Source organism: Pantoea latae, from assembly GCF_002077695.1.
In the GTDB taxonomy this organism is placed as follows: Bacteria; Pseudomonadota; Gammaproteobacteria; order Enterobacterales; family Enterobacteriaceae; genus Pantoea; species Pantoea latae.
In genome coordinates this window covers 72,262-91,191 of record NZ_MWUE01000023.1, presented here as the reverse complement: position 1 = coordinate 91,191, position 18,930 = coordinate 72,262, and the positions used below count along the sequence as shown (strand labels likewise).

17 protein-coding genes are annotated in these 18,930 nt (G+C 61.3%); 10 read left to right on the top strand and 7 right to left on the bottom strand.

Going from position 1 to position 18,930, the window contains the following annotated elements; all coding sequences use genetic code 11:
* Positions 1-52: 52 nt before the first annotated feature.
* Both xylB and xylA read right to left on the bottom strand, forming a co-directional pair.
* A complete protein-coding gene (gene xylB / locus B2J69_RS15695) occupies positions 53-1,495 on the bottom strand; it encodes a xylulokinase (protein ID WP_081140584.1) in 1,443 nt (480 codons plus the stop codon).
* Between the two features lie 18 nt (positions 1,496-1,513).
* Positions 1,514-2,836, bottom strand: a complete 1,323-nt coding sequence (gene xylA / locus B2J69_RS15690) for a xylose isomerase (RefSeq protein WP_081140583.1) — start codon at positions 2,834-2,836, stop codon at positions 1,514-1,516.
* Between the two features lie 341 nt (positions 2,837-3,177).
* Here xylA and xylF point away from each other — a divergent pair, with 341 nt between their 5' ends.
* From xylF to B2J69_RS15665, 5 genes are all read left to right on the top strand, one after another.
* Positions 3,178-4,170 carry a D-xylose ABC transporter substrate-binding protein gene (gene xylF, locus B2J69_RS15685; protein WP_081140582.1) on the top strand — a complete coding sequence of 331 codons (993 nt, stop codon included), beginning with the start codon at positions 3,178-3,180 and terminating at the stop codon, positions 4,168-4,170.
* Between the two features lie 26 nt (positions 4,171-4,196).
* Positions 4,197-5,717: a xylose ABC transporter ATP-binding protein gene (locus tag B2J69_RS15680; RefSeq protein ID WP_081140581.1), complete on the top strand. Its 1,521-nt coding sequence runs from the start codon at positions 4,197-4,199 to the stop codon at positions 5,715-5,717.
* Positions 5,710-6,885: a xylose ABC transporter permease XylH gene (gene xylH / locus B2J69_RS15675; protein ID WP_081140580.1), complete on the top strand. Its 1,176-nt coding sequence runs from the start codon at positions 5,710-5,712 to the stop codon at positions 6,883-6,885. Before B2J69_RS15680 ends, xylH begins: the two co-directional genes overlap by 8 nt.
* Before the next feature lie 92 nt (positions 6,886-6,977).
* Positions 6,978-8,156, top strand: a complete 1,179-nt coding sequence (gene xylR, locus B2J69_RS15670; RefSeq protein ID WP_081140579.1) for a D-xylose utilization transcriptional activator XylR — start codon at positions 6,978-6,980, stop codon at positions 8,154-8,156.
* Positions 8,157-8,511: 355 nt separating this feature from the next.
* The gene (locus B2J69_RS15665; RefSeq protein WP_081140578.1) at positions 8,512-10,128 is read left to right on the top strand and encodes a malate:quinone oxidoreductase; all 1,617 of its coding nucleotides are present in this window, start codon (positions 8,512-8,514) and stop codon (positions 10,126-10,128) included.
* A gap of 110 nt (positions 10,129-10,238) precedes the next feature.
* Here B2J69_RS15665 and B2J69_RS15660 read toward each other — a convergent pair whose 3' ends face one another.
* The 5 genes from B2J69_RS15660 to B2J69_RS15640 all read right to left on the bottom strand — a co-directional run bounded on the left by B2J69_RS15660 (position 10,239) and on the right by B2J69_RS15640 (position 14,345).
* Positions 10,239-11,315 carry an ROK family protein gene (locus B2J69_RS15660; RefSeq protein WP_236722739.1) on the bottom strand — a complete coding sequence of 359 codons (1,077 nt, stop codon included), beginning with the start codon at positions 11,313-11,315 and terminating at the stop codon, positions 10,239-10,241.
* Positions 11,316-11,524: 209 nt separating this feature from the next.
* Positions 11,525-12,265 (bottom strand): DNA replication protein DnaC, encoded by a 741-nt coding sequence (gene dnaC / locus B2J69_RS15655; RefSeq protein ID WP_081140576.1) that lies wholly within the window; start codon positions 12,263-12,265, stop codon positions 11,525-11,527.
* A complete protein-coding gene (dnaT, locus tag B2J69_RS15650; RefSeq protein WP_081140575.1) occupies positions 12,265-12,801 on the bottom strand; it encodes a primosomal protein DnaT in 537 nt (178 codons plus the stop codon). The genes dnaC and dnaT overlap by 1 nt, the downstream gene beginning before the upstream one ends.
* A 103-nt stretch (positions 12,802-12,904) precedes the next feature.
* On the bottom strand, positions 12,905-13,582 hold the full coding sequence (locus B2J69_RS15645; RefSeq protein ID WP_081140574.1) for a hypothetical protein: 678 nt from the start codon (positions 13,580-13,582) through the stop codon (positions 12,905-12,907).
* A gap of 76 nt (positions 13,583-13,658) precedes the next feature.
* Positions 13,659-14,345: a hypothetical protein gene (locus B2J69_RS15640; protein WP_081140573.1), complete on the bottom strand. Its 687-nt coding sequence runs from the start codon at positions 14,343-14,345 to the stop codon at positions 13,659-13,661.
* A gap of 138 nt (positions 14,346-14,483) precedes the next feature.
* Here B2J69_RS15640 and B2J69_RS15635 point away from each other — a divergent pair, with 138 nt between their 5' ends.
* The 5 genes from B2J69_RS15635 to B2J69_RS15615 all read left to right on the top strand — a co-directional run bounded on the left by B2J69_RS15635 (position 14,484) and on the right by B2J69_RS15615 (position 18,925).
* A complete protein-coding gene (locus B2J69_RS15635) occupies positions 14,484-15,065 on the top strand; it encodes a DNA-3-methyladenine glycosylase I (protein WP_081140572.1) in 582 nt (193 codons plus the stop codon).
* Positions 15,066-15,151: 86 nt separating this feature from the next.
* Positions 15,152-15,814, top strand: coding sequence for an OmpA family lipoprotein (locus tag B2J69_RS15630; protein WP_081140571.1), 663 nt, complete (start codon positions 15,152-15,154; stop codon positions 15,812-15,814).
* Positions 15,815-15,955: 141 nt separating this feature from the next.
* On the top strand, positions 15,956-16,942 hold the full coding sequence (locus B2J69_RS15625) for a LacI family DNA-binding transcriptional regulator (protein ID WP_081140570.1): 987 nt from the start codon (positions 15,956-15,958) through the stop codon (positions 16,940-16,942).
* 70 nt (positions 16,943-17,012) lie between these two features.
* Positions 17,013-18,038, top strand: a complete 1,026-nt coding sequence (locus B2J69_RS15620) for a LacI family DNA-binding transcriptional regulator (protein ID WP_081140569.1) — start codon at positions 17,013-17,015, stop codon at positions 18,036-18,038.
* A gap of 137 nt (positions 18,039-18,175) precedes the next feature.
* Entirely contained in the window at positions 18,176-18,925 is a 750-nt protein-coding gene (locus B2J69_RS15615) for a sugar phosphate isomerase/epimerase family protein (RefSeq protein WP_081140568.1), read from the top strand.
* The last annotated feature ends 5 nt before the right edge of the window (positions 18,926-18,930 follow it).

Genomic DNA, 18,930 nt, shown 5'->3' with positions numbered 1-18,930 from the left:
GGCAGAGGAAGAAGGCCAAATCGGGACAAGATAGCGACAGGACGGGACAGGCTTAGCGCATCAGCGGCGCCAGCTGCGTATAGAGGCGAGCAAAGGTGTCGCGCAGCGGCTGATAATGGTGATGGCGCGCCGCGTCGGGCTGATGGCGCTGCACGCGCGGTAAGGCAGGCAGCGTCGCCTGCGGGTCGAGCGCCAGCTGCGCCAGCCGCGCCGCGCCGAGCGCTGGCCCCACCTCGCCGCCCTGACAGTAGTCGAGCGTCTGGCCGCTGATATCGGCCAGCATCTGCCGCCACAGCGCGCTGCGCGCGCCGCCGCCGATCAGCATAATGCTGGAGGGCGCGACGCCGCACTCGTGCACCGCGTCGATGCCCTGCGCCAGCGCGTAGCCGACGCCTTCCAGCACCGCGCGCGCCAGCTCCGGCCGACCATGCTGATGCGTCAGGCCGAAAAAGACGCCGGTCGCCTGCGGATTGTTGTGCGGCGTGCGTTCGCCGGAGAGATAGGGCAGAAACCACAGCGGCGGCGCGCTGTCACTGGCACGCTCCGCTTCCGCCAGCAGCTGCGGCACGTCGGCGCAGCCGGTCAGCGCTGCGGCCCAGTCGAGCGAGGCGGCGGCGCTGAGGATCACCGACATTAAATGCCAGCGCTGCGGTAGCGCATGGCAGAAGCTGTGTACCGCGCGCTGCGGATTGCTGAGGTAGCCGTCGCTGACCACGAAATAGACGCCGGAGGTGCCAAGCGACAGCATGCCCTGGCCCGGCTCGGTCATGCCGACGCCCACCGCGCCCGCGGCGTTGTCGCCGCCGCCCGCCACCAGCGGCACCGGCGCCATGCCCCAGCGCGCCGCGATGTCGGCGTTCAGCGAACCGGTCACCGCGTTACCTTCGAATAGCGCGGGCATCTGCTCGCGCGTCAGGCCGCAGGCATCGAGCATCCGATCGCTCCAGTCGCGGCGCGCCACGTCGAGCCACATCGTGCCCGCCGCGTCCGACATGTCGCTGGCGAAGTCGCCGCTCAGCCGCCAGCGCAGGTAGTCTTTCGGCAGCAGCACCTTCGCCACCCGCTGAAAAATCTCAGGCTCGTGCTGTTGCACCCAGAGCAGTTTGGGCGCGGTAAAACCGGGCATCATCAGGTTGCCGGTGATCTGGCGCGACGCGGGCACGCGCTGCTCCAGCTCGCGGCACTGCTCGCCGCTGCGCCCGTCGTTCCATAAAATGGCCGGACGCAGCACGCGATGCGCGCTGTCCAGCAGCGTCGCGCCGTGCATCTGGCCGCTCAGGCCGATGGCCTTCACCTCGCTGAGCGCATGCTGCTGCGCCAGCGTCTGCATCGCCCGATCGGTCGCCAGCCACCAGCTTTCGGGATCCTGCTCGCTCCAGAGCGCCTGCGGACGCGACACCTGCAGCGGCGCGCTGCTGACCGCCGCCACCTCGCCCTGCGCATTCAGCAGCGCCACTTTGACCCCGGACGTGCCTAAATCGATCCCGATATACATGCCTTACTCCCGGTTGTGTCAGAAATCATAAAGATAGTGGTTGACCAGGTTCTCCAGCTGCTCCTGGCGACCGCTGTGATGCTGCGGATTGAACTGCTGCTGCTGAGCATGCGCCGCCAGCGAGGCGAGAGAAAACTCCCCTTTCAGGATTTGCTGGCCGAACTCGCCATTCCAGCCGCTGTAACGCTGTGCCACGCGTTGGTCCAGCTCGCCCGCCGCTACCATGCGCGCCGCCGCCTTCAGCGCCAGCGCCATAGTATCCATCGCGCCGATATGGCCGTAAAAGAGGTCATATTTGTCCGTGCTCTGGCGACGCACTTTGGCGTCGAAGTTCAGGCCGCCGGTGGTGAAGCCGCCCGCTTTAATAATCTCGTACATCACCAGCGCGTTCTCTTCCACGCTGATCGGGAACTGGTCGGTATCCCAGCCGCACTGGACATCACCGCGGTTGGCGTCCACCGAACCGAAAATGCCCAGCGCGATGGCGGTGGCGATCTCATGATGAAACGAGTGGCCCGCCAGCGTGGCGTGGTTCGCTTCCACGTTCACCTTGATCTCTTTCTCCAGCCCGAACTGCTTCAGGAAGCCGTACACCGTCGCCACGTCATAATCATACTGATGTTTGGTCGGCTCCTGCGGTTTTGGCTCGATCAGCAGCGTGCCCTGGAAGCCGATTTTATGTTTGTGCTCCACCACCATCTGCATAAAGCGGCCAATCTGCTCGCGCTCCTGGCGCAGATCGGTGTTCAGCAGGGTTTCATACCCCTCGCGGCCGCCCCACAGCACATAGTTTTCGCCGCCCAGCGTCTGCGTCGCCTGCATGGCGCTGCACACCTGGCTCGCCGCCCAGGCGAAGATTTCCGGATCGGGGCTGGTCGCCGCGCCGGCACCATAGCGCGGATGGGTAAAGCAGTTGGCGGTGCCCCACAGCAGCTTCACGCCGCTCTCCTGCTGTTTCTCCAGCAGCTTGTCGGTCATCACCGCGAAATTTTCCTGATAGCTGCGCAGCGAATCGCCCTCCGGCGCGACGTCGACGTCGTGGAAGCAATAGTAGGGCACGTTGAGCTTGTGGAAAAACTCAAACGCCACGTCCGCCTTGAGCTTCGCCAGCTGCAGCGCGTCGCCGCTTTTTTGCCACGGGCGATCGAACGCGCCGACGCCGAACATATCCGCGCCGTTCCAGCAGAAGGTGTGCCAGTAGCAGGCGGCAAAACGCAGGTGCTCAGCCATGGTTTTGCCGAGGATAACCTCGTCAGGATTGTAATGGCGAAACGCCAGTGGATTGGTGCTCTTTACCCCTTCAAAACGAACGTGTTCGATCTGGTCGAAATAGGCGTGCATGTTTCGCTCCTCAGCGTGAAAATCCGGACAGTCGGCCGTGAGCCTTTATATTGCTTGCGCTTTTTCCGTCGGCTCAATTACGATATTTCACACCCAGATTGAGATAATTAATATTTGTGCGTTTGCTCGCAAATTAATAACCAGACCGCGCTTCGCCGCCCTCCCCTTCTCTTAAAAACGTTAAATCTCGATCCCGCTCATAAAAACGGAAATAAACCAAAAAACGTAATCGCTGGATAAAAATCAGTAATTGATGTTGGCGGAAACTCAGGGCAACAATTCATCCGCCTGGACCAAAGCGATAACGACAACAGCCTCTCCCACCCTACAGGATGAACATCATGAAAATGAAACGTACGCTGTTAGCCGCCTGCGCCGCGCTGGCACTCTTCAGCCACGCCGGCAGCGCCAAAGAAGTGAAGATCGGCATGGCGATTGACGACCTGCGCCTTGAGCGCTGGCAAAAAGATCGCGACATCTTCGTAAAGCAGGCGGAATCGCAGGGCGCCAAAGTCTTTGTGCAGTCGGCCAACGGCAATGAAGAGACGCAAATGTCGCAAATCGAAAATATGATCAACCGCGGCGTCGACGTGCTGGTGATCATTCCCTACAACGGGCAGGTATTAAGCAACGTGGTGGCCGAAGCGAAACGCGAAGGCATTAAAGTGCTGGCCTACGACCGCATGATAAATAACGCCGATATCGATTTTTATATTTCGTTCGATAATGAAAAAGTCGGCGAACTGCAGGCGGAAAGCATTGTTAAGCAGGTGCCGAAAGGAAACTATTTTCTGATGGGCGGATCGCCGGTAGATAATAACGCGCACCTGTTTCGCGCCGGTCAGATGAAGGTGTTAAAACCCTATATCGACAACGGCAGCATTAAAGTGGTCGGCGACCAGTGGGTCGACGCCTGGCTGCCGGAAAACGCGCTGAAAATCATGGAAAACGCCCTGACCGCCAACGGCAATCACATCGACGCGGTGGTCGCCTCCAACGACGCCACCGCCGGCGGCGCGATCCAGGCGCTGAGCGCGCAGGGCCTGGCGGGCAAAGTCGCCATCTCCGGTCAGGACGCCGATCTCGCCGCCATCAAGCGCATCATCAACGGCACCCAGACCATGACCGTCTATAAGCCGATCACCCAGCTCGCCACCGAAGCCGCCAACATCGCCATTGAGCTGGGCAACGACAAAACGCCCGCCAGCAACGGCAAGCTGAACAACGGCCTGAAAGAGGTGCCCTCGCGCCTGCTGACGCCGATTCAGGTCAATAAAGAGAATATCGAGAGCACCGTGGTGAAAGACGGTTTCCATAAACAGAGCGAACTCTGAGCGCGCGCCGCGAAGAGGAGAGATCGATGCTGCTGGAAATGAACAATATCACCAAGCGATTCGGCGCCGTGAAGGCGCTGGATAACGTCAGCCTGCGGCTGGAGAGCGGCGAAGTGATGTCGCTGTGCGGCGAAAACGGCTCGGGCAAATCCACGCTGATGAAAATCCTGTGCGGGCTCTACCCGCACGGCGAGTTCGACGGCGAGATCCACTTCGCTGGCGAGGCGATTCAGGCGCAGACCATCCGCGACACCGAACGCAAGGGCATTGTGATTATTCATCAGGAGCTGGCGCTGGTGCGCCAGCTGACGGTGATGGAGAACATTTTTCTCGGCGCCGAGCTGGGCCGCTTCGGCATCGTTGACGACGAAACCATGACGCTGCGCTGCCAGCAGCTGCTGGCGCGGGTCAGGCTCGACGTCTCGCCCGACGCTCGCGTCGGCGACCTCGGGCTGGGGCAGCAGCAGCTGGTCGAGATCGCCCGCGCGCTGAATAAGCAGGTGCGGCTGCTGATCCTCGATGAGCCGACCTCCTCGCTGACCGAGCGGGAAACCGAGGTGCTGCTGAGCATTATCAATAACCTGCGCGACCACGGCATCGCCTGCATCTATATCTCCCACAAGCTGAACGAGGTGAAAGCGATCTCCGATACCATCTGCGTCATCCGCGACGGCAAGCCCATCGCTACTCGCCCAGCCGCCGGGCTGAGCGAGGATGACATTATTACCATGATGGTGGGCCGCGAACTCACCGCGCTTTATCCGCATCAGCGGCACGCTATCGGCGAGACGGTGCTGCGCGTCGAGCACCTCACCGCCTGGCATCCGGTTAACCGGCAGGTGCGCCGCGTCAACGACGTTTCGTTCAGCCTGAAGCGCGGCGAGATCCTCGGCATCGCCGGGCTGGTCGGCGCCGGCCGCACCGAAACGGTCCAGTGCCTGTTCGGCGTCTGGCCGGGGCGCTGGCAGGGCGATATCTGGATTAACGGCAAGCAGGTGCAGATCCGCGACTGCCAGCAGGCGATCGCCCAGGGCATCGCTATGGTGCCGGAAGACCGTAAAAAAGATGGCATCGTGCCGCTGATGGGAGTAGGGAAAAATATCACCCTGGCGGCGCTGGACCAGTTCAGCCGCCGCTTCGCGCCGCTGGACGAGACGCGCGAGCAGCACGTCATTAACGACGCTATCGCGCGGCTGCGGGTGAAGACCTCGTCGCCGGAGCTGGCCATCGGTCGGCTGAGCGGCGGCAACCAGCAGAAGGCGATTATCGCCAAATGTTTGCTGCTCAACCCGCAGATCCTGATCCTCGACGAGCCGACGCGCGGCATCGACGTCGGCGCGCGTCAGGAGATCTATCTGCTGATCAACAGCCTGGTGCAGCAGGGGATCGCGGTGATCGTCATCTCATCCGAACTGCCGGAAGTGTTGGGCCTGAGCGATCGCGTGCTGGTGATGCATGAAGGGCGGATCAAAGCCGATCTGATTAACAACAACCTGACTCAGGAGCAAGTAATGGAAGCGGCCCTGCGGAGTGAACATTATGCTTAAAACCGAAAGTCGTCAGGGCACGCTGCCGGGCGCGCCGTCGCCGGGGAAATTCTCCCTGCCCAATCTGCAGGTGCTGGTAATGCTGGGCGCCATCCTGGTTATCGCCCTGTTTTTCACCTGGACCACCGACGGCGCGTGGCTTAGCGCGCGCAACGTCTCTAACCTGCTGCGCCAGACCGCCATCACCGGCATTCTGGCGGTCGGCATGGTGTTCGTGATTATTTCGGCGGAGATCGATCTCTCGGTGGGCTCGATGATGGGCCTGCTGGGCGGCGCAGCGGCGATTTTCGACGTCTGGCTCGGCTGGCCGCTGCCGCTCACCATCGCGGCGACGCTGCTGATGGGGCTGCTGTTAGGCACCTGGAACGGCTGGTGGGTCGCCTATCGCAAAGTGCCGTCATTTATCGTCACCCTGGCCGGTATGCTGGCGTTTCGCGGCATTCTGGTAGGGATCACCAATGGCACCACGGTCGCGCCGACCACGCCCGCCATGTCGCAGATTGGACAGAGCTATCTTCCCGACGGCGTCGGCTTCGGTTTCGGCATCGCCGGTCTGGCGCTGTTTATGCTGTGGCAGTGGCGGCTGCGGCTGCGCCGCCAGCAGCTGGGGCTGACGCAGTCCGCCGCCGGCAGCACGGTGGCGCGACAGGCGATTACCGCGGTGCTGGTGCTGGGCGCCATCTGGCTGCTCAATGACTATCGCGGCGTGCCGACGCCGGTGCTGCTGCTGGCGTTGCTGCTGCTGGGCGGCATGTTTATGGCGACGCGCACCGCCTTTGGCCGCCGTATCTACGCCATCGGCGGCAACCTCGACGCCGCGCGGCTGTCGGGCATTAACGTGGCGCGCACTAAGCTGGCGGTGTTCGCCATCAACGGCGTGATGGTGGCGATCGCCGGGCTGATTTTAAGTTCGCGCCTCGGCGCGGGCTCGCCGTCGGCGGGCAATATCGCCGAGCTGGACGCCATCGCCGCCTGCGTTATCGGCGGCACCAGCCTGGCGGGCGGCGTAGGCTCGGTGGCGGGCGCGGTGATGGGCGCGTTTATTATGGCGTCGCTGGATAACGGCATGAGCATGATGGACGTGCCCACCTTCTGGCAGTACATCGTCAAAGGGGCGATCCTGCTGCTGGCGGTGTGGATGGATACCGCCACGCGCCGGCGGGTGTAATCGCGTCGGCGATCACAACGTGGCGCAAACAATTTCTGCGGTTCATCGCGCCGTGCTATGCATGGCGCTGGGATTCAGGAGAGCGCGCCACTATGCATGAAAAACGCTATCGCATTACGTTGCTGTTCAATGCCAACAAAGTGTATGACCGTCAGGTGGTAGAGGGCGTCGGCGAATATTTACAGGCGTCGCAGACCGACTGGGATATTTTTATCGAGGAGGATTTTCGCTGCCGCATCGAGAATATTCGCGAATGGCTGGGCGACGGCGTGATCGCCGACTACGACGACAGCTCTATCGAGCAGCTGCTGGCGAACGTCGAGGTGCCGATCGTTGGCGTCGGCGGCTCCTACCATCGCCAGCAGGATTATCCGCCGGTGCACTATATCGCCACCGACAACGCGGCGCTGGTAGAGAGCGCCTTTCTTCACCTCAAAGAGAAGGGCATCAACCGCTTCGCCTTTTACGGCCTGCCCGCCTCCAGCGGCAAGCGCTGGGCGCAGGAGCGCGAGCACGCCTTTCGCCAGCTGGTGCAGCGCGAGCGCTATCAGGGCGTGGTGTATCAGGGCATGAACACCGCGCCGGAGAACTGGCAGCACGCGCAGAACCGGCTGGCCGACTGGCTGCAAACCCTGCCGCAGCAGACCGGCATTATCGCCGTGACCGACGCCCGCGCGCGTCATCTGCTGCAGGCGTGCGAACACCTTAAAATTCCGGTGCCGGAAAAGCTGAGCGTGATCGGCATCGACAACGAAGAGCTGACGCGCTATCTGTCGCGCGTGGCGCTCTCGTCCGTGGCGCAGGGCACGCGGCAGATGGGCTATCAGGCCGCTAAGCTGCTGCATCGCCTGCTGGACAAGCAGCCGCTGCCGCTTCAGCGTATTCTGGTGCCGCCGGTCAAGGTGATCGCCCGCCGCTCCACCGATTTCCGCTCGCTGCGCGATCCCGCCGTTATCCAGGCGATGCACTATATTCGCTTCAACGCCTGTAAAGGCATCAAGGTCGAGCAGGTGCTGGACGCCATCGGCATGTCGCGCTCCAACCTGGAGAAGCGCTTCCGCGATGAAACCGGCGACACCATTCACGCCATGATCCACCGTGAAAAACTGGAAAAGGCGCGCGAGCTGCTGGCCTCCTCCTCTTTGAACATCAACGAAATTTCGCAGATGTGTGGCTATCCTTCGCTGCAATATTTCTATTCGGTGTTTAAAAAAAGCTATGCCGCGACGCCGAAGGAATATCGCCAGCATTATGGCGAAAGCGTGCTGTAACAGAAAATAAAGGCTAAGCCGCATTTGGCGTAAAACAGACGACGTTTTATTGTCGCCGCAGGTTTAGCCTTGCGGTTAATAATGTTTTGCGCCGCACGTCCAGGCTGGCTAAATAACCCCATTTGCCTCCCCGCCTTTTTTCACTTTCAAAAGTTACAATAGTTACAATATTTGTAATTCTTTTTAAAACATGTGGTGTGAATGTTATATTCCGCCGCGCTTTTAACTGTAACTTAACACATGACCCAATCGTGTTGGATGTGAGTTGAATTTTTGATGGAGATCGCAGCGCCTCCGCAGAAGGCGCGCGGTGTCACTGGCCGGTTATCACCGATAGCCGTTGGAGAAGTGTTTCATGCGTAAAATTGTACAACTTCTGGCTCTCTGCGCGCCGCTGCTGGTCGCGCAACACGCGGCCTGGGCCGACGAGCAGAAAAACGTCGACGTCATGCTCATTGGCGGCGGCGTAATGAGTGCCACCCTGGGAACCTATTTGCAGGAGCTGGAGCCGCAGTGGAATATTGAGATGGTTGAGCGTCTCGATAAAGTCGCTGAAGAAAGCTCTAACGGCTGGAATAACGCCGGCACCGGCCACTCTGCGCTGGCGGAAATGAATTACACGCCGGAAAAAGATGACGGCAGCATCGATATCAGCAAAGCCGTCGAAATTAACGAATCTTTTCAGATTTCCCGCCAGTTCTGGACCTATCAGGTCAATCGCGGCGTCCTGACCAACCCGAAAAGCTTTATTAACAGCACGCCGCATATGAGCTTTGTCTGGGGCGACGACAACGTCAACTTCCTGCACAAGCGCTACGAAGCGCTGCAGAAAAGCACGCTGTTCCGCGGCATGGAATATTCAGAAGACCACGCGCAGATCGAGAAGTGGATCCCGCTGGTAATGGAAGGCCGCGATGCGAAACAGAAAGTGGCGGCCACGCGCATTCCGATCGGCACCGACGTCAACTTCGGCGAAATCACGCGTCAGCTGGTGGCGTCGCTGCAGAAAAGCGATCGCTTCTCGCTGGAAACTGGCCATGAAGTGCGCGATATCAAGCGCGCCGACGACGGCGGCTGGAACGTGACCGTCGCCGATCTGCACAACAACAACGCCGAGCACGTGGTGCACGCGAAGTTCGTGTTTATCGGCGCAGGCGGCGCGGCGCTGCCGCTGCTGCAGAAGTCGGGCATCCCGGAAGCGGATAACTATGCGGGCTTCCCGGTGGGCGGCGAGTTCCTCGTCACCGACAACCCGGCCGTGGTGCAGCGTCACCTGGCGAAGGTGTACGGCAAAGCCTCTGTCGGCGCGCCGCCGATGTCGGTGCCGCACCTGGATACCCGTATGCTGGACGGCAAACGCGTGCTGCTGTTTGGACCTTTCGCGACGTTCTCCACCAAGTACCTGAAAAACGGTTCGCTGTGGGATATGTTCGGCGCCACCACCACCTCCAACTTTATGCCGATGGTGCATGTGGGTCTGGATAACTTCGATCTGGTGAAATACCTGATTGGCCAGCTGATGCTGTCGGACGACGACCGCTTCGCCGCGCTGAAAGAGTACTTCCCGGACGCGAAGAAAGAGGACTGGCGTCTGGCGATTGCGGGCCAGCGCGTGCAGATCATCAAGAAAGATGCGGAGAAAGGCGGCGTGCTGCGTCTCGGCACCGAAGTGGTCGCCTCTAAAGATGGCTCTATCGCCGCGCTGCTGGGCGCGTCGCCGGGCGCCTCAACCGCCGCGCCGATCATGCTGACGCTGATGCAAAAAGTCTTTAAGGACAAAGTCGCGTCCGACGCCTGGCAGAGCAAGCTGAAAGAGATGATCCCCTCTTATGGCCAGAAGCTGAACGGCGACGTGGCGGCAACAGAGAAAGAGCTGTCGGAAACCAGCCGCGTGCTGCAGCTCGACTATACGCCGCTGACGCCAGCGGCCACCCGCGACCAGGCGGCCACGCCGGTAGCGACCGCGCAGTAACCACGGACGCACCTCAGGGATGAGGTGCGTATCCGCGCAGGCCGAGCGAGCAAAGATGCCTGAGCGACTTTGCGATCGCTTCCCGTCATCCGCGACCTCTCCTGCTCTCTTTATCCCTGACGTTGTTCAAACTGCTCTATCACCGCCAGCGACAGCCCTACCGCCGGATCGAGGCGCGTCTGTAAAAAATGCAGCGCCGTGTTTTGAAAGGTGAAGGCTGGCGTGCCGGCCGCGATGCGTTTACGCACCGTGTCGCAAAACAGCGGATGCAGATTCCAGGGCGCGTCGATAATCACGCTGGCGGGATTGAGCAATAAAATCACCTCGCCGATGGCTCTGGCGAGAAAGCCGCCCGCCTGCTGCATCACCTCATCGACGACCTTCGGCGCCTCGTCGCGCGTCTGCCAGCTCAGGCCGGGACGGCGCTGCGCCAGCTGCTGCGCGATCGCCGGTTTGCTGATCAGCGCTTCGGCGCATCCCTGACGTCCACAGCGACAGCGCGGGCCATCCGGCTGCACGTTGATATGCCCTACTTCGCCCGCCGTCCAGCTGTGGCCGGTCACCACTTCGCCCTGCTGCACCAGCGCGCCGCCTACGCCCTCGGCGATACGCAGATAAAAGTGGCTGCACTCGGTTTTCAGTCCCAGCTGCTGCACCGCCAGCAGCGCCGACGCCTTGACGTTATTCATCACGCGCAGCGGCACCGCGACCTTTTGCCTGACCGGCGTCAGCAGATCGACATCCTGCCAGCCAAGATGGGTCGACAGGTGCATCCAGCCGCGATCGGGATCGACGATGCCGGGAAAGCCCAGCCCGATACCCAGCAGCTGCGGGTGCTTCTGCGCCAGCTCGCCGCACAGGTTCGCCACCTCATCCAGCAGCTTTTTCGGGTTGCTGGTGTCGACGCGGCGCGTCTGCTCCACCATCACCTGCGAAAAGTAGTCGCAGACGCGCCAGTAAATCGCGTTGCGCTCCACCATTACGCCGGCGCTTTTCAGCTTTTCCGGCAGCAGGGCGATCTCAATCTTCGGCCGTCCGGCGGCGGAGACGCTGACCGGACCCAGCTCCTGCACCAGCGCCTTCTCCAGCAGTTCATCGACGATCAGCGACACCGTATTTTTGCTGAGCGACAACAGGTGGGCTAAATCCTGACGCGACGTGACGCGCAGGCGACGTAGCTGCGTCATCACGCGCTTTTGATTGTTGAGTCTGAGTAGTGCAGGACCTTTACCCATATTTTATGCGCTCCTCTGACAGGCAACATAACTTCAGTGTAACAGCGTCAGAGAGCGCCTTATCTGGCACTTTTGCGCGCTGTTTCACACAAGTTGCAGAGGGTGGAAAAAGGCGTAAAAAAACCGGGGCACCCCCGGTTTTTTGCAGCAGAACGCGCGCGTTAGTACTCGTCGCCGCGCACGCGGCTGCGGTAGCTTTCCCAGTCGAAGCGCACCCACATGCTGTTGCCAAGGCGCATACGATCCATCACGCGCTCACCCAGCAGCGTATTCATGCCGGCGGGATCGAGGTTAGAGAGCATCCCGGTCGGGCGTTTCGACGAGGAGCGGCGGTCGACGATCTGGTTGATGATCACCTTTTCATAGCGCGATTCGCTCTGCATGCCGATCTCGTCAATCACCAGCAGATCGACGGTGCTGAGATCGTGCAGCAGGCGCTCTTCGGTAATGTCGCTGCCGCCGCTGAAGGTGCCCTTCATGCTGGACATTAAATCCGCCACGGTGACGATCAGCACGCTTTTGCCGCGCAGGATCAGATCGTTGCCGATAGCCGCCGCCAGATGGTTTTTGCCGGTACCGGGACGGCCGGAAAAGACGAAGCTGGCGATGCTGCCCTCAAAATCGTTGGCGTACTGGCGCGCCATGGTTAACGCTCTGCGCTGGCCCTCATTCTCGACGCGATAGTTGTCGAACGAGCAGTTCATATGCAGCTCGCGAATGCCGGATCGCCCCATCACGCGCTGCATTTTCATGGCGCGGTTTTCACGCACGATGGACTCCGAACGCAGGCGGCCCTGCTCCTGATTCCACGCCAGCAGCTCTTCACCGCTGGTGAATTTCGGCTGGACGTTGGCGGGCATCATTTTTTTCAGACGGCTGAACAGATCGGTCGGCGTTTTCATTACTCACCTCGAAACCCATCGGGAATGTTGTAATCAGTATTGCTGATTTGCGTGATGTCGCGTTTCGGCTGGCCGCCGCTGGCGGCGCGGTTCATCTGCACGCTGCGCGCCAGCTTCTGCTGCCACTGCACGTGATGAAACAGGCGGCCTTCCGCCTGCCAGTAGGCGACAAAGGCGGCCAGCTCGGCGGGCGTGACCGGCTCGCTCAGCGCCACGCCCCAGATAGCGGCCTGACGCTGGAAATCGGCGTCGGGCTGCCAGCCTGCATACATGGCGAATTTTCCCGCCGGCGTTGGCAGCGCGGCAGGCAGGTCGTCATACAGACTGTCGTCCAGCGTCACGTCGCTGCGGTGCTGCGTCGCCGCCTCCAGCGCCAGCAGATGCGCCAGCCGCTCAGGCGTCACGGCGTAGAGCACCGGCGCGTAGTTATCGAGCACCGCCAGCGTGCCGTTTTCCGCCTGTTGCAGCGCCTGACGCGGATCCTGACGAAAGGCATCCAGACCAATAAGCGTAGAAGTAAGAATTTTGACTGACATGATGAAACCTGACGTTGACCTGCACGTTGCGCCGGCAGAGCACCGGCGCACAAGTCTCTATTGTACCTTTTTTAACGCCCGGACGCGCCAAAAAAGGCGGAGCTTACGAGGAGTATGACGCAGGTTCGGCGGCAAGAGAATGGGCGATCGGCTCGGCGGCGGTAGCGGCGGCGCGCGCCGGACGCGTTTGCCACAGATATAGCACCGAGGCGAGCCAGCAGATGCTGTAGCCCAGCAGCTCGGTGCCCTCTTCCGCGATGTTTTTTACCACGCGGTTATAGCCGTCCAGCATCAGGTGCTGCCACAGCTGGTGCATGCCGAACAGGCGAGAGAACACCAGCACGATCAGCAGGCCGCTGGCGGTCATCAGCCAGCTGCGGTGGGTGACAAACGCCACCAGCCCCTCCAGCGTGCCGCGCGGCGCGCGCAGCGCCAGCGCCAGGCTGGCGGCGGCGGTTGCCAGCGCGAACCAGACCCAGCTGCCGTGCTCGACGACGTCGAAGACGAAGTCCAGCTCGCGGATCAGCATGCAGCTGTAGAAGCCGCCGATCAGGATCAGCGCGCCGCGCTGGGCCGCGCGACGACGCGACGACAGGAAAAACATCACCGCGACCGAGGCGAGCATCACCTCCTGCAGCGTTTCCGTCAGCGAGGTTTCATGCATGGCGTCGTTCATCCAGTTAACGTCGATATAGATAGCCGACATCATGGCGACGAGAAACAGTGTTGCAAATAAAAAAGCCGCGCATTCACGGCCGAGGATTAAAAATTGTTCGCGCATATTATTACCACTATTATGATTAGCGCGCTTATTATATGGCGTAACTTACCCGCCCTTTCTCATTTTATGCCCCGAGTTAAAAACTGGCGCTCACGCCGAGGCTGTAAATAAACTGCTCGCCGCTGTTGAGCGCGTCGCTTTGCGAGAACGCCGCGAACGCCGCCACATACTGATTTAAGGGAATATGTGCCCCGACGCTGAGATCGACCCAGCCCGATTCGCGCACTGCCGCGTCATCCAGCGGCCGGTCGCGCGCCGCGCCGGTCAGGCTATCGCCCGGCAGATAGCTGTAGCTAAGCTGCGCGTAGGGCGCGATCCCCTCCAGTTGCGAGTCGACGCGCCAGCCCAGCGTCGCGACGCCGTCGCGGCTGACGTCGCACTGCGCGCACTCAGCCGGCGCCAGCGCTGGAGCGTACTGCGCCACCGGCCCGGTGGTCAGCGGCCCTCCCAGCGGCATCGCCCAGCCGGCGCTGTAGCGCGAGCCGGTTGGCACCGGCTCGACGCGCAGCGTAAGCGCCGTCGGCGAGTTCAGCGCCGCGTCCAGCAGGCTAACCTGCGCGTCGTCGCCGAACACCAGGCGATTTCGGGAAATTTTTTCCGCAAGGATGGTGTCGTAATCGGGAGCTGCGCGCGCGCCGTCATCCACTGATGACAGCGTCGTACCGCTCCAGGCGAACAGGGGCGCTGCAAAGCAAAAAAGCAACGCACTACGCAGCGCCAGCGTGGTAAGGCGCTGGCGGGCACACTGACTTTTCTGCGACATGAAAACTCCCGACAAGGCTGAAGAGAGTAAAGCGGCGTAAGTAATAGGCTGTTTTATCACGCCTGCTGTTTAACTATTAACCGACTATACGTAAGATCAAGCCTCGCCAACATTTTTTTCTTTATAAGGATATAGAACATGCAACGATGCGGCTGGGTTACCCAGGATGCGCTTTATATGGCCTATCACGATCGCGAGTGGGGCATTGCGCAAACCCACAACCAGGCGCTGTTTGAGATGCTCTGCCTGGAAGGCCAGCAGGCGGGACTCTCGTGGATTACCGTGCTGAAAAAGCGCGAAAACTATCGTCGCGCCTTTCACGGATTCGATCCCCAGAAGGTCGGTTTAATGGATGACGAAGAGCTGGCGCGTCTGATGCAGGATAGCGGCCTGATACGCCATCGCGGCAAACTGGCCGCCATTATCGGCAACGCGCGCGCTTATCTGGCAATGGAGGCGAAAGGCGAGGATTTTGCGCGCTTCGTGTGGAGTTTTGTTGATAACCAGCCGCTTGTGCACCACTTTGCTCATTATAAAGAGGCACCAACCACCTCGGAACAGGCAATAGCGCTGTCGAAGGCTTTAAAGCAGCGTGGTTTTAAATTCGTCGGACCGACAATTTGCTACTCCTTTATGCAGGCCTGTGGCCTGATCTGCGATCATCAGACCAACTGTTTTTGTCATCCTGACAACCTTTTAGGCGCAACGCCGACAAAATAAGAGTTTCCCTCACCCTTTCTCCTGTTTAAAGCGGCATAATTCCGCCGCTTTAAGACGTTACGTCTTGTTTGATTGAGGGAATGAGCATGTATAAAAAAACATTTACGCTTTGCCTGTTACTGAGCGGCAGCCTTGCGCTGTCGGGTTGCACCGTTAACCCCTATACCAACGAATCACAGGCCGGCAAATCCGGCATCGGCGCCGGTCTTGGCGCGCTGATGGGCGCCGGCGTCGGCGTTCTCTCCTCCTCGAAGAAAGATCGCGGCAAAGGTGCGCTGATTGGCGCGGCCTCCGGCGCGGCGCTGGGCGGCGGCATCGGCTACTACATGGACGTGCAGGAAGCGAAACTGCGCGAAAAAATGCGCGGCACCGGCGTCAGCGTGACGCGTCAGGGCGACAATATCGTGCTGAATATGCCCAATAACGTCACCTTCGACTCCAGCAGCAGCAGCCTGAAAGCCGCGGGCGCCAATACCCTGACCGGCGTCGCCATGGTGCTGAAAGAGTATCCGAAAACCGCGGTAAACGTGGTGGGCTACACCGACAGCACCGGCTCGCGCGCGCTGAATATGCGTCTGTCGCAGCAGCGTGCGGAGAGCGTCGCCAGCGCGCTGATCACCCAGGGTGTCGCGGCAGATCGCCTGCGCACCCAGGGTCTGGGGCCAGATAACCCGGTCGCCACCAACAGCACCGAAGCGGGCAAGGCGCAGAATCGCCGCGTAGAGATCACCCTCAGCCCGATAAACTGATCGGAAACGCCCTGAAAGGGGCGTTTTTTGACATTTTTACGCGCCTGTTTCGACAAATTTTCCTTACACGGAACGCAATCTGTAGTGCCAAAACAGGCTTTATGTTAGCGTGAAAAAAACGTGTTCAGCGAGTCGTCCAGCATGTCACTTAAGGCCATTGCCAGCGTATTAGGGTTGTCCGTCACCACGGTTAGCCGGGCGTTAAACGGCTATGAAGACGTGGCGGAAGAGACGCGCAAGCGCGTCGAAGAAGAGGCGCAGCGCCGCGGCTATCGTCCCAACGCCGCCGCCCGCCGTCTGAAAACCGGTCGCGCCAATGCGGTCGGCCTGGTGTTTCCCGTCACCACTTCGCCCATCAGCGACTGCCGCTTTAGCGAGATGCTGCTGACGCTCGATCAGCGCCTTGCGCAGCAGGAGATCGACCTGCTGCTGCTGGCTGACAAGCCGTACGACGGGCCGCGCACCCTGACGCGGCTGCTGCGCAGCCGGGTGCTGGACGCGCTGATCGTGACGCATACCGCGCCGCAGGACGCGCGTCTGCTGAGCCTGCAGCAAAAAAATTTCCGCTTTATCACCCTCGGCCGCAGCGACCTGCCGCAGCCCTACGCCTGGCTCGACGTCGACCATTACCACGGCTCGCGTCTGGCGGTGGAAGCCTGCCTGCAGCAGGGACTGACGCGCATCGCCTGGCTGGGGAGCGATGAAGAGACCACCTTTGTGCGCGATCGCCGTCAGGGTTTTCTCGACGCCATGGGCGCCGTCGTACCAGCGCATCTCGTCGCCGTGCCGCCGTCGCGCCGCGCCGGCTATCAGCAGAGCGCGCTCTGGCTGGCGCAGGATCCTTCGCTACAGGCGATTATCACCGACAGCAGCGCGCTGGCGGAAGGCGCGGCGCTGGCGGCGCAGCAGGCGAAGCGTCTTACCGGTCCGCAGGCGCTGCGCCTCTATGCCTGGGAGGGCCTGCCGCGCGAGGCGATCGTCGAGGCGCCGGTGATCGCCATTCGTCAGGCTTCGGAGCGTGAAACCGGCGATCAGCTCGCCGACCTGCTGGTGCAGATGCTTAACGGCGCGCCGCCAGAGCAGCTGCAGCTGCTGCGTCAGCCCTGGCTGGATAGCGCGCCGCACTGAGGCACGCCTTTTTTGCGACGCGCGTCGGCTGTGCTAGTCTCTGCCTGTTTCTCTTTCTACAGGACCCGACATGAAGAACAGACCGCCTCGCGCCACCATTAGCGATGTCGCTCGCAGCGCGCGAACCGGTAAAACCAGCGTGTCTCGCTATCTCAATGGCGAGCAGCATCTTCTTTCCGCCGATCTGAAAGCCCGTATCGAACAGGCGATCGCTGAGCTGGACTACCGTCCCAGCCAGATGGCGCGCGGACTGAAGCGCGGCCGCACACGCCTGATCGGGTTAATTATCGCCGACATCACCAACCCCTATTCGGTGGATGTGATGTGCGGTATCGAAGCCGCCTGTCGCGAGCGCGGCTTCACGCTGCTGATGTGCAACACCAACAATGAGGTGGACCTGGAGCAGCACTATCTTCAGCTGCTGAGCAGCTATCAGGTTGAGGGCGTGGTGGTCAACGCCGTCGGCATGCGCGAAGAGGCGCTGAACCGCCTGCAGCAGTCGCTGCTGCCGATGGTGCTGATCGACCGCAAAATACCCGATTTCGCCTGTGACGTGGTCGGGTTAAACAACGCGGAAGCGGCGACGATCGCCACGCAGCATCTGCTGGATAACCGCTATCAGGCGCTGCTGTTCTTAAGCGAGCCGCTGGGCAGCGTCAACACGCGCCGCGAGCGCCTGCAGGCGTTTCGCCAGCGGCTCGCCGACAGACCGGATGTTATCCATGAGAATGCCGAGGTGCCGCTGCATCAGCCTGCGGCGCTGGATAAGCTGCTGCTCGACTACGCGCGACGCCACAAGGGCAAGCGCGCGGCGGTGATGGTGGCGAACGGCGCGATGACGCTGCAGGTGGCGCGCGCCATGCAGCGCGTCGGGCTGCGCTGGGGCGAAAATATCGGCCTGCTCGGCTTCGACGAGCTGGAATGGGCTGCGCTGGCTGGCGTCGGCATCACCACGCTGCGCCAGCCGACCTGGCAAATTGGCTACGCGGCGCTGGAGCGGCTGATCGCCCGTATCGAGGGCAGCGCCGGGCAGCCTGGCGAACAGGTTTTCTCCGGCGAGCTGGTGGTGCGCGGCTCCAGCCAGCCTCTGCCCTGATCCTCTCTCTTTCCCCTTCTCTCGTGCTCGCTTCGTGAGCACGATCATAGTTTCAGCCTCTGCCTCTTTGCTTTGGAACCGGTTCCAATTAACGTTTTCCCTGTGAATTTTGCTTAATGCGCCTTTCAGGAGGGACGATGAACGCTGAAATTATCGTGGTGACCGCCGCTTACGGACAGCACCAGGTCGCCGCGCTGGGCGGCCAGCAGGCGCTGCTGCCGCTGATCCAGCAGGCCGGCGCCGACGGCGTCGAAATCCGCCGCGAGCTGTTCGACGCGGCGACGCTCGCCGACCTGCCCGCGCTGGCGCAGGCGATTGAACAGCATCAGCTGCGCGCCAGCTACTCGGTGCCCGACACGCTGTTTTGTGACGACGGCGTGCTAAATCCGCAGCTGGAGAACTACCTTAAAGAGGCTCAACAGCTGAATGCGCAGCGCCTCAAGCTGGCGCTGGGCGGATTCAGCGGCGAGTTGCACGACGCGGATCTGCGCGCGCTCAGCGAACGCTACCCGCTTGAGCTGGCGGTAGAAAACGATCAAACCGCCAACGGCAAACTTGCCCCTTCGCTGCAATTTTTCCAGGCGGCGGAGCAGGCGAACCTGCCGGTGGGGATGACCTTCGATATGGGCAACTGGCTCTGGACGCAGGAGAACGCGCAGACGGCGGCGACGCAGCTTGGCCGCTTCGTGCGTTATATTCACGTCAAGGCCGCCGAGCCGCATGGCGACAGCTATCGCGCGGTGGCGCTGGACGAGGCGAAAGCGGACTGGCGCCAGCTGCTGCGCCAGCTGCCGAACGACGCGCCGCGCGGCATTGAATTCCCGCTGGAAGGCGAGGATTTGCTGGCGGTCACCCGCCACTACGTGTCGCTGCTGCGCACTCTGTAAGGAGA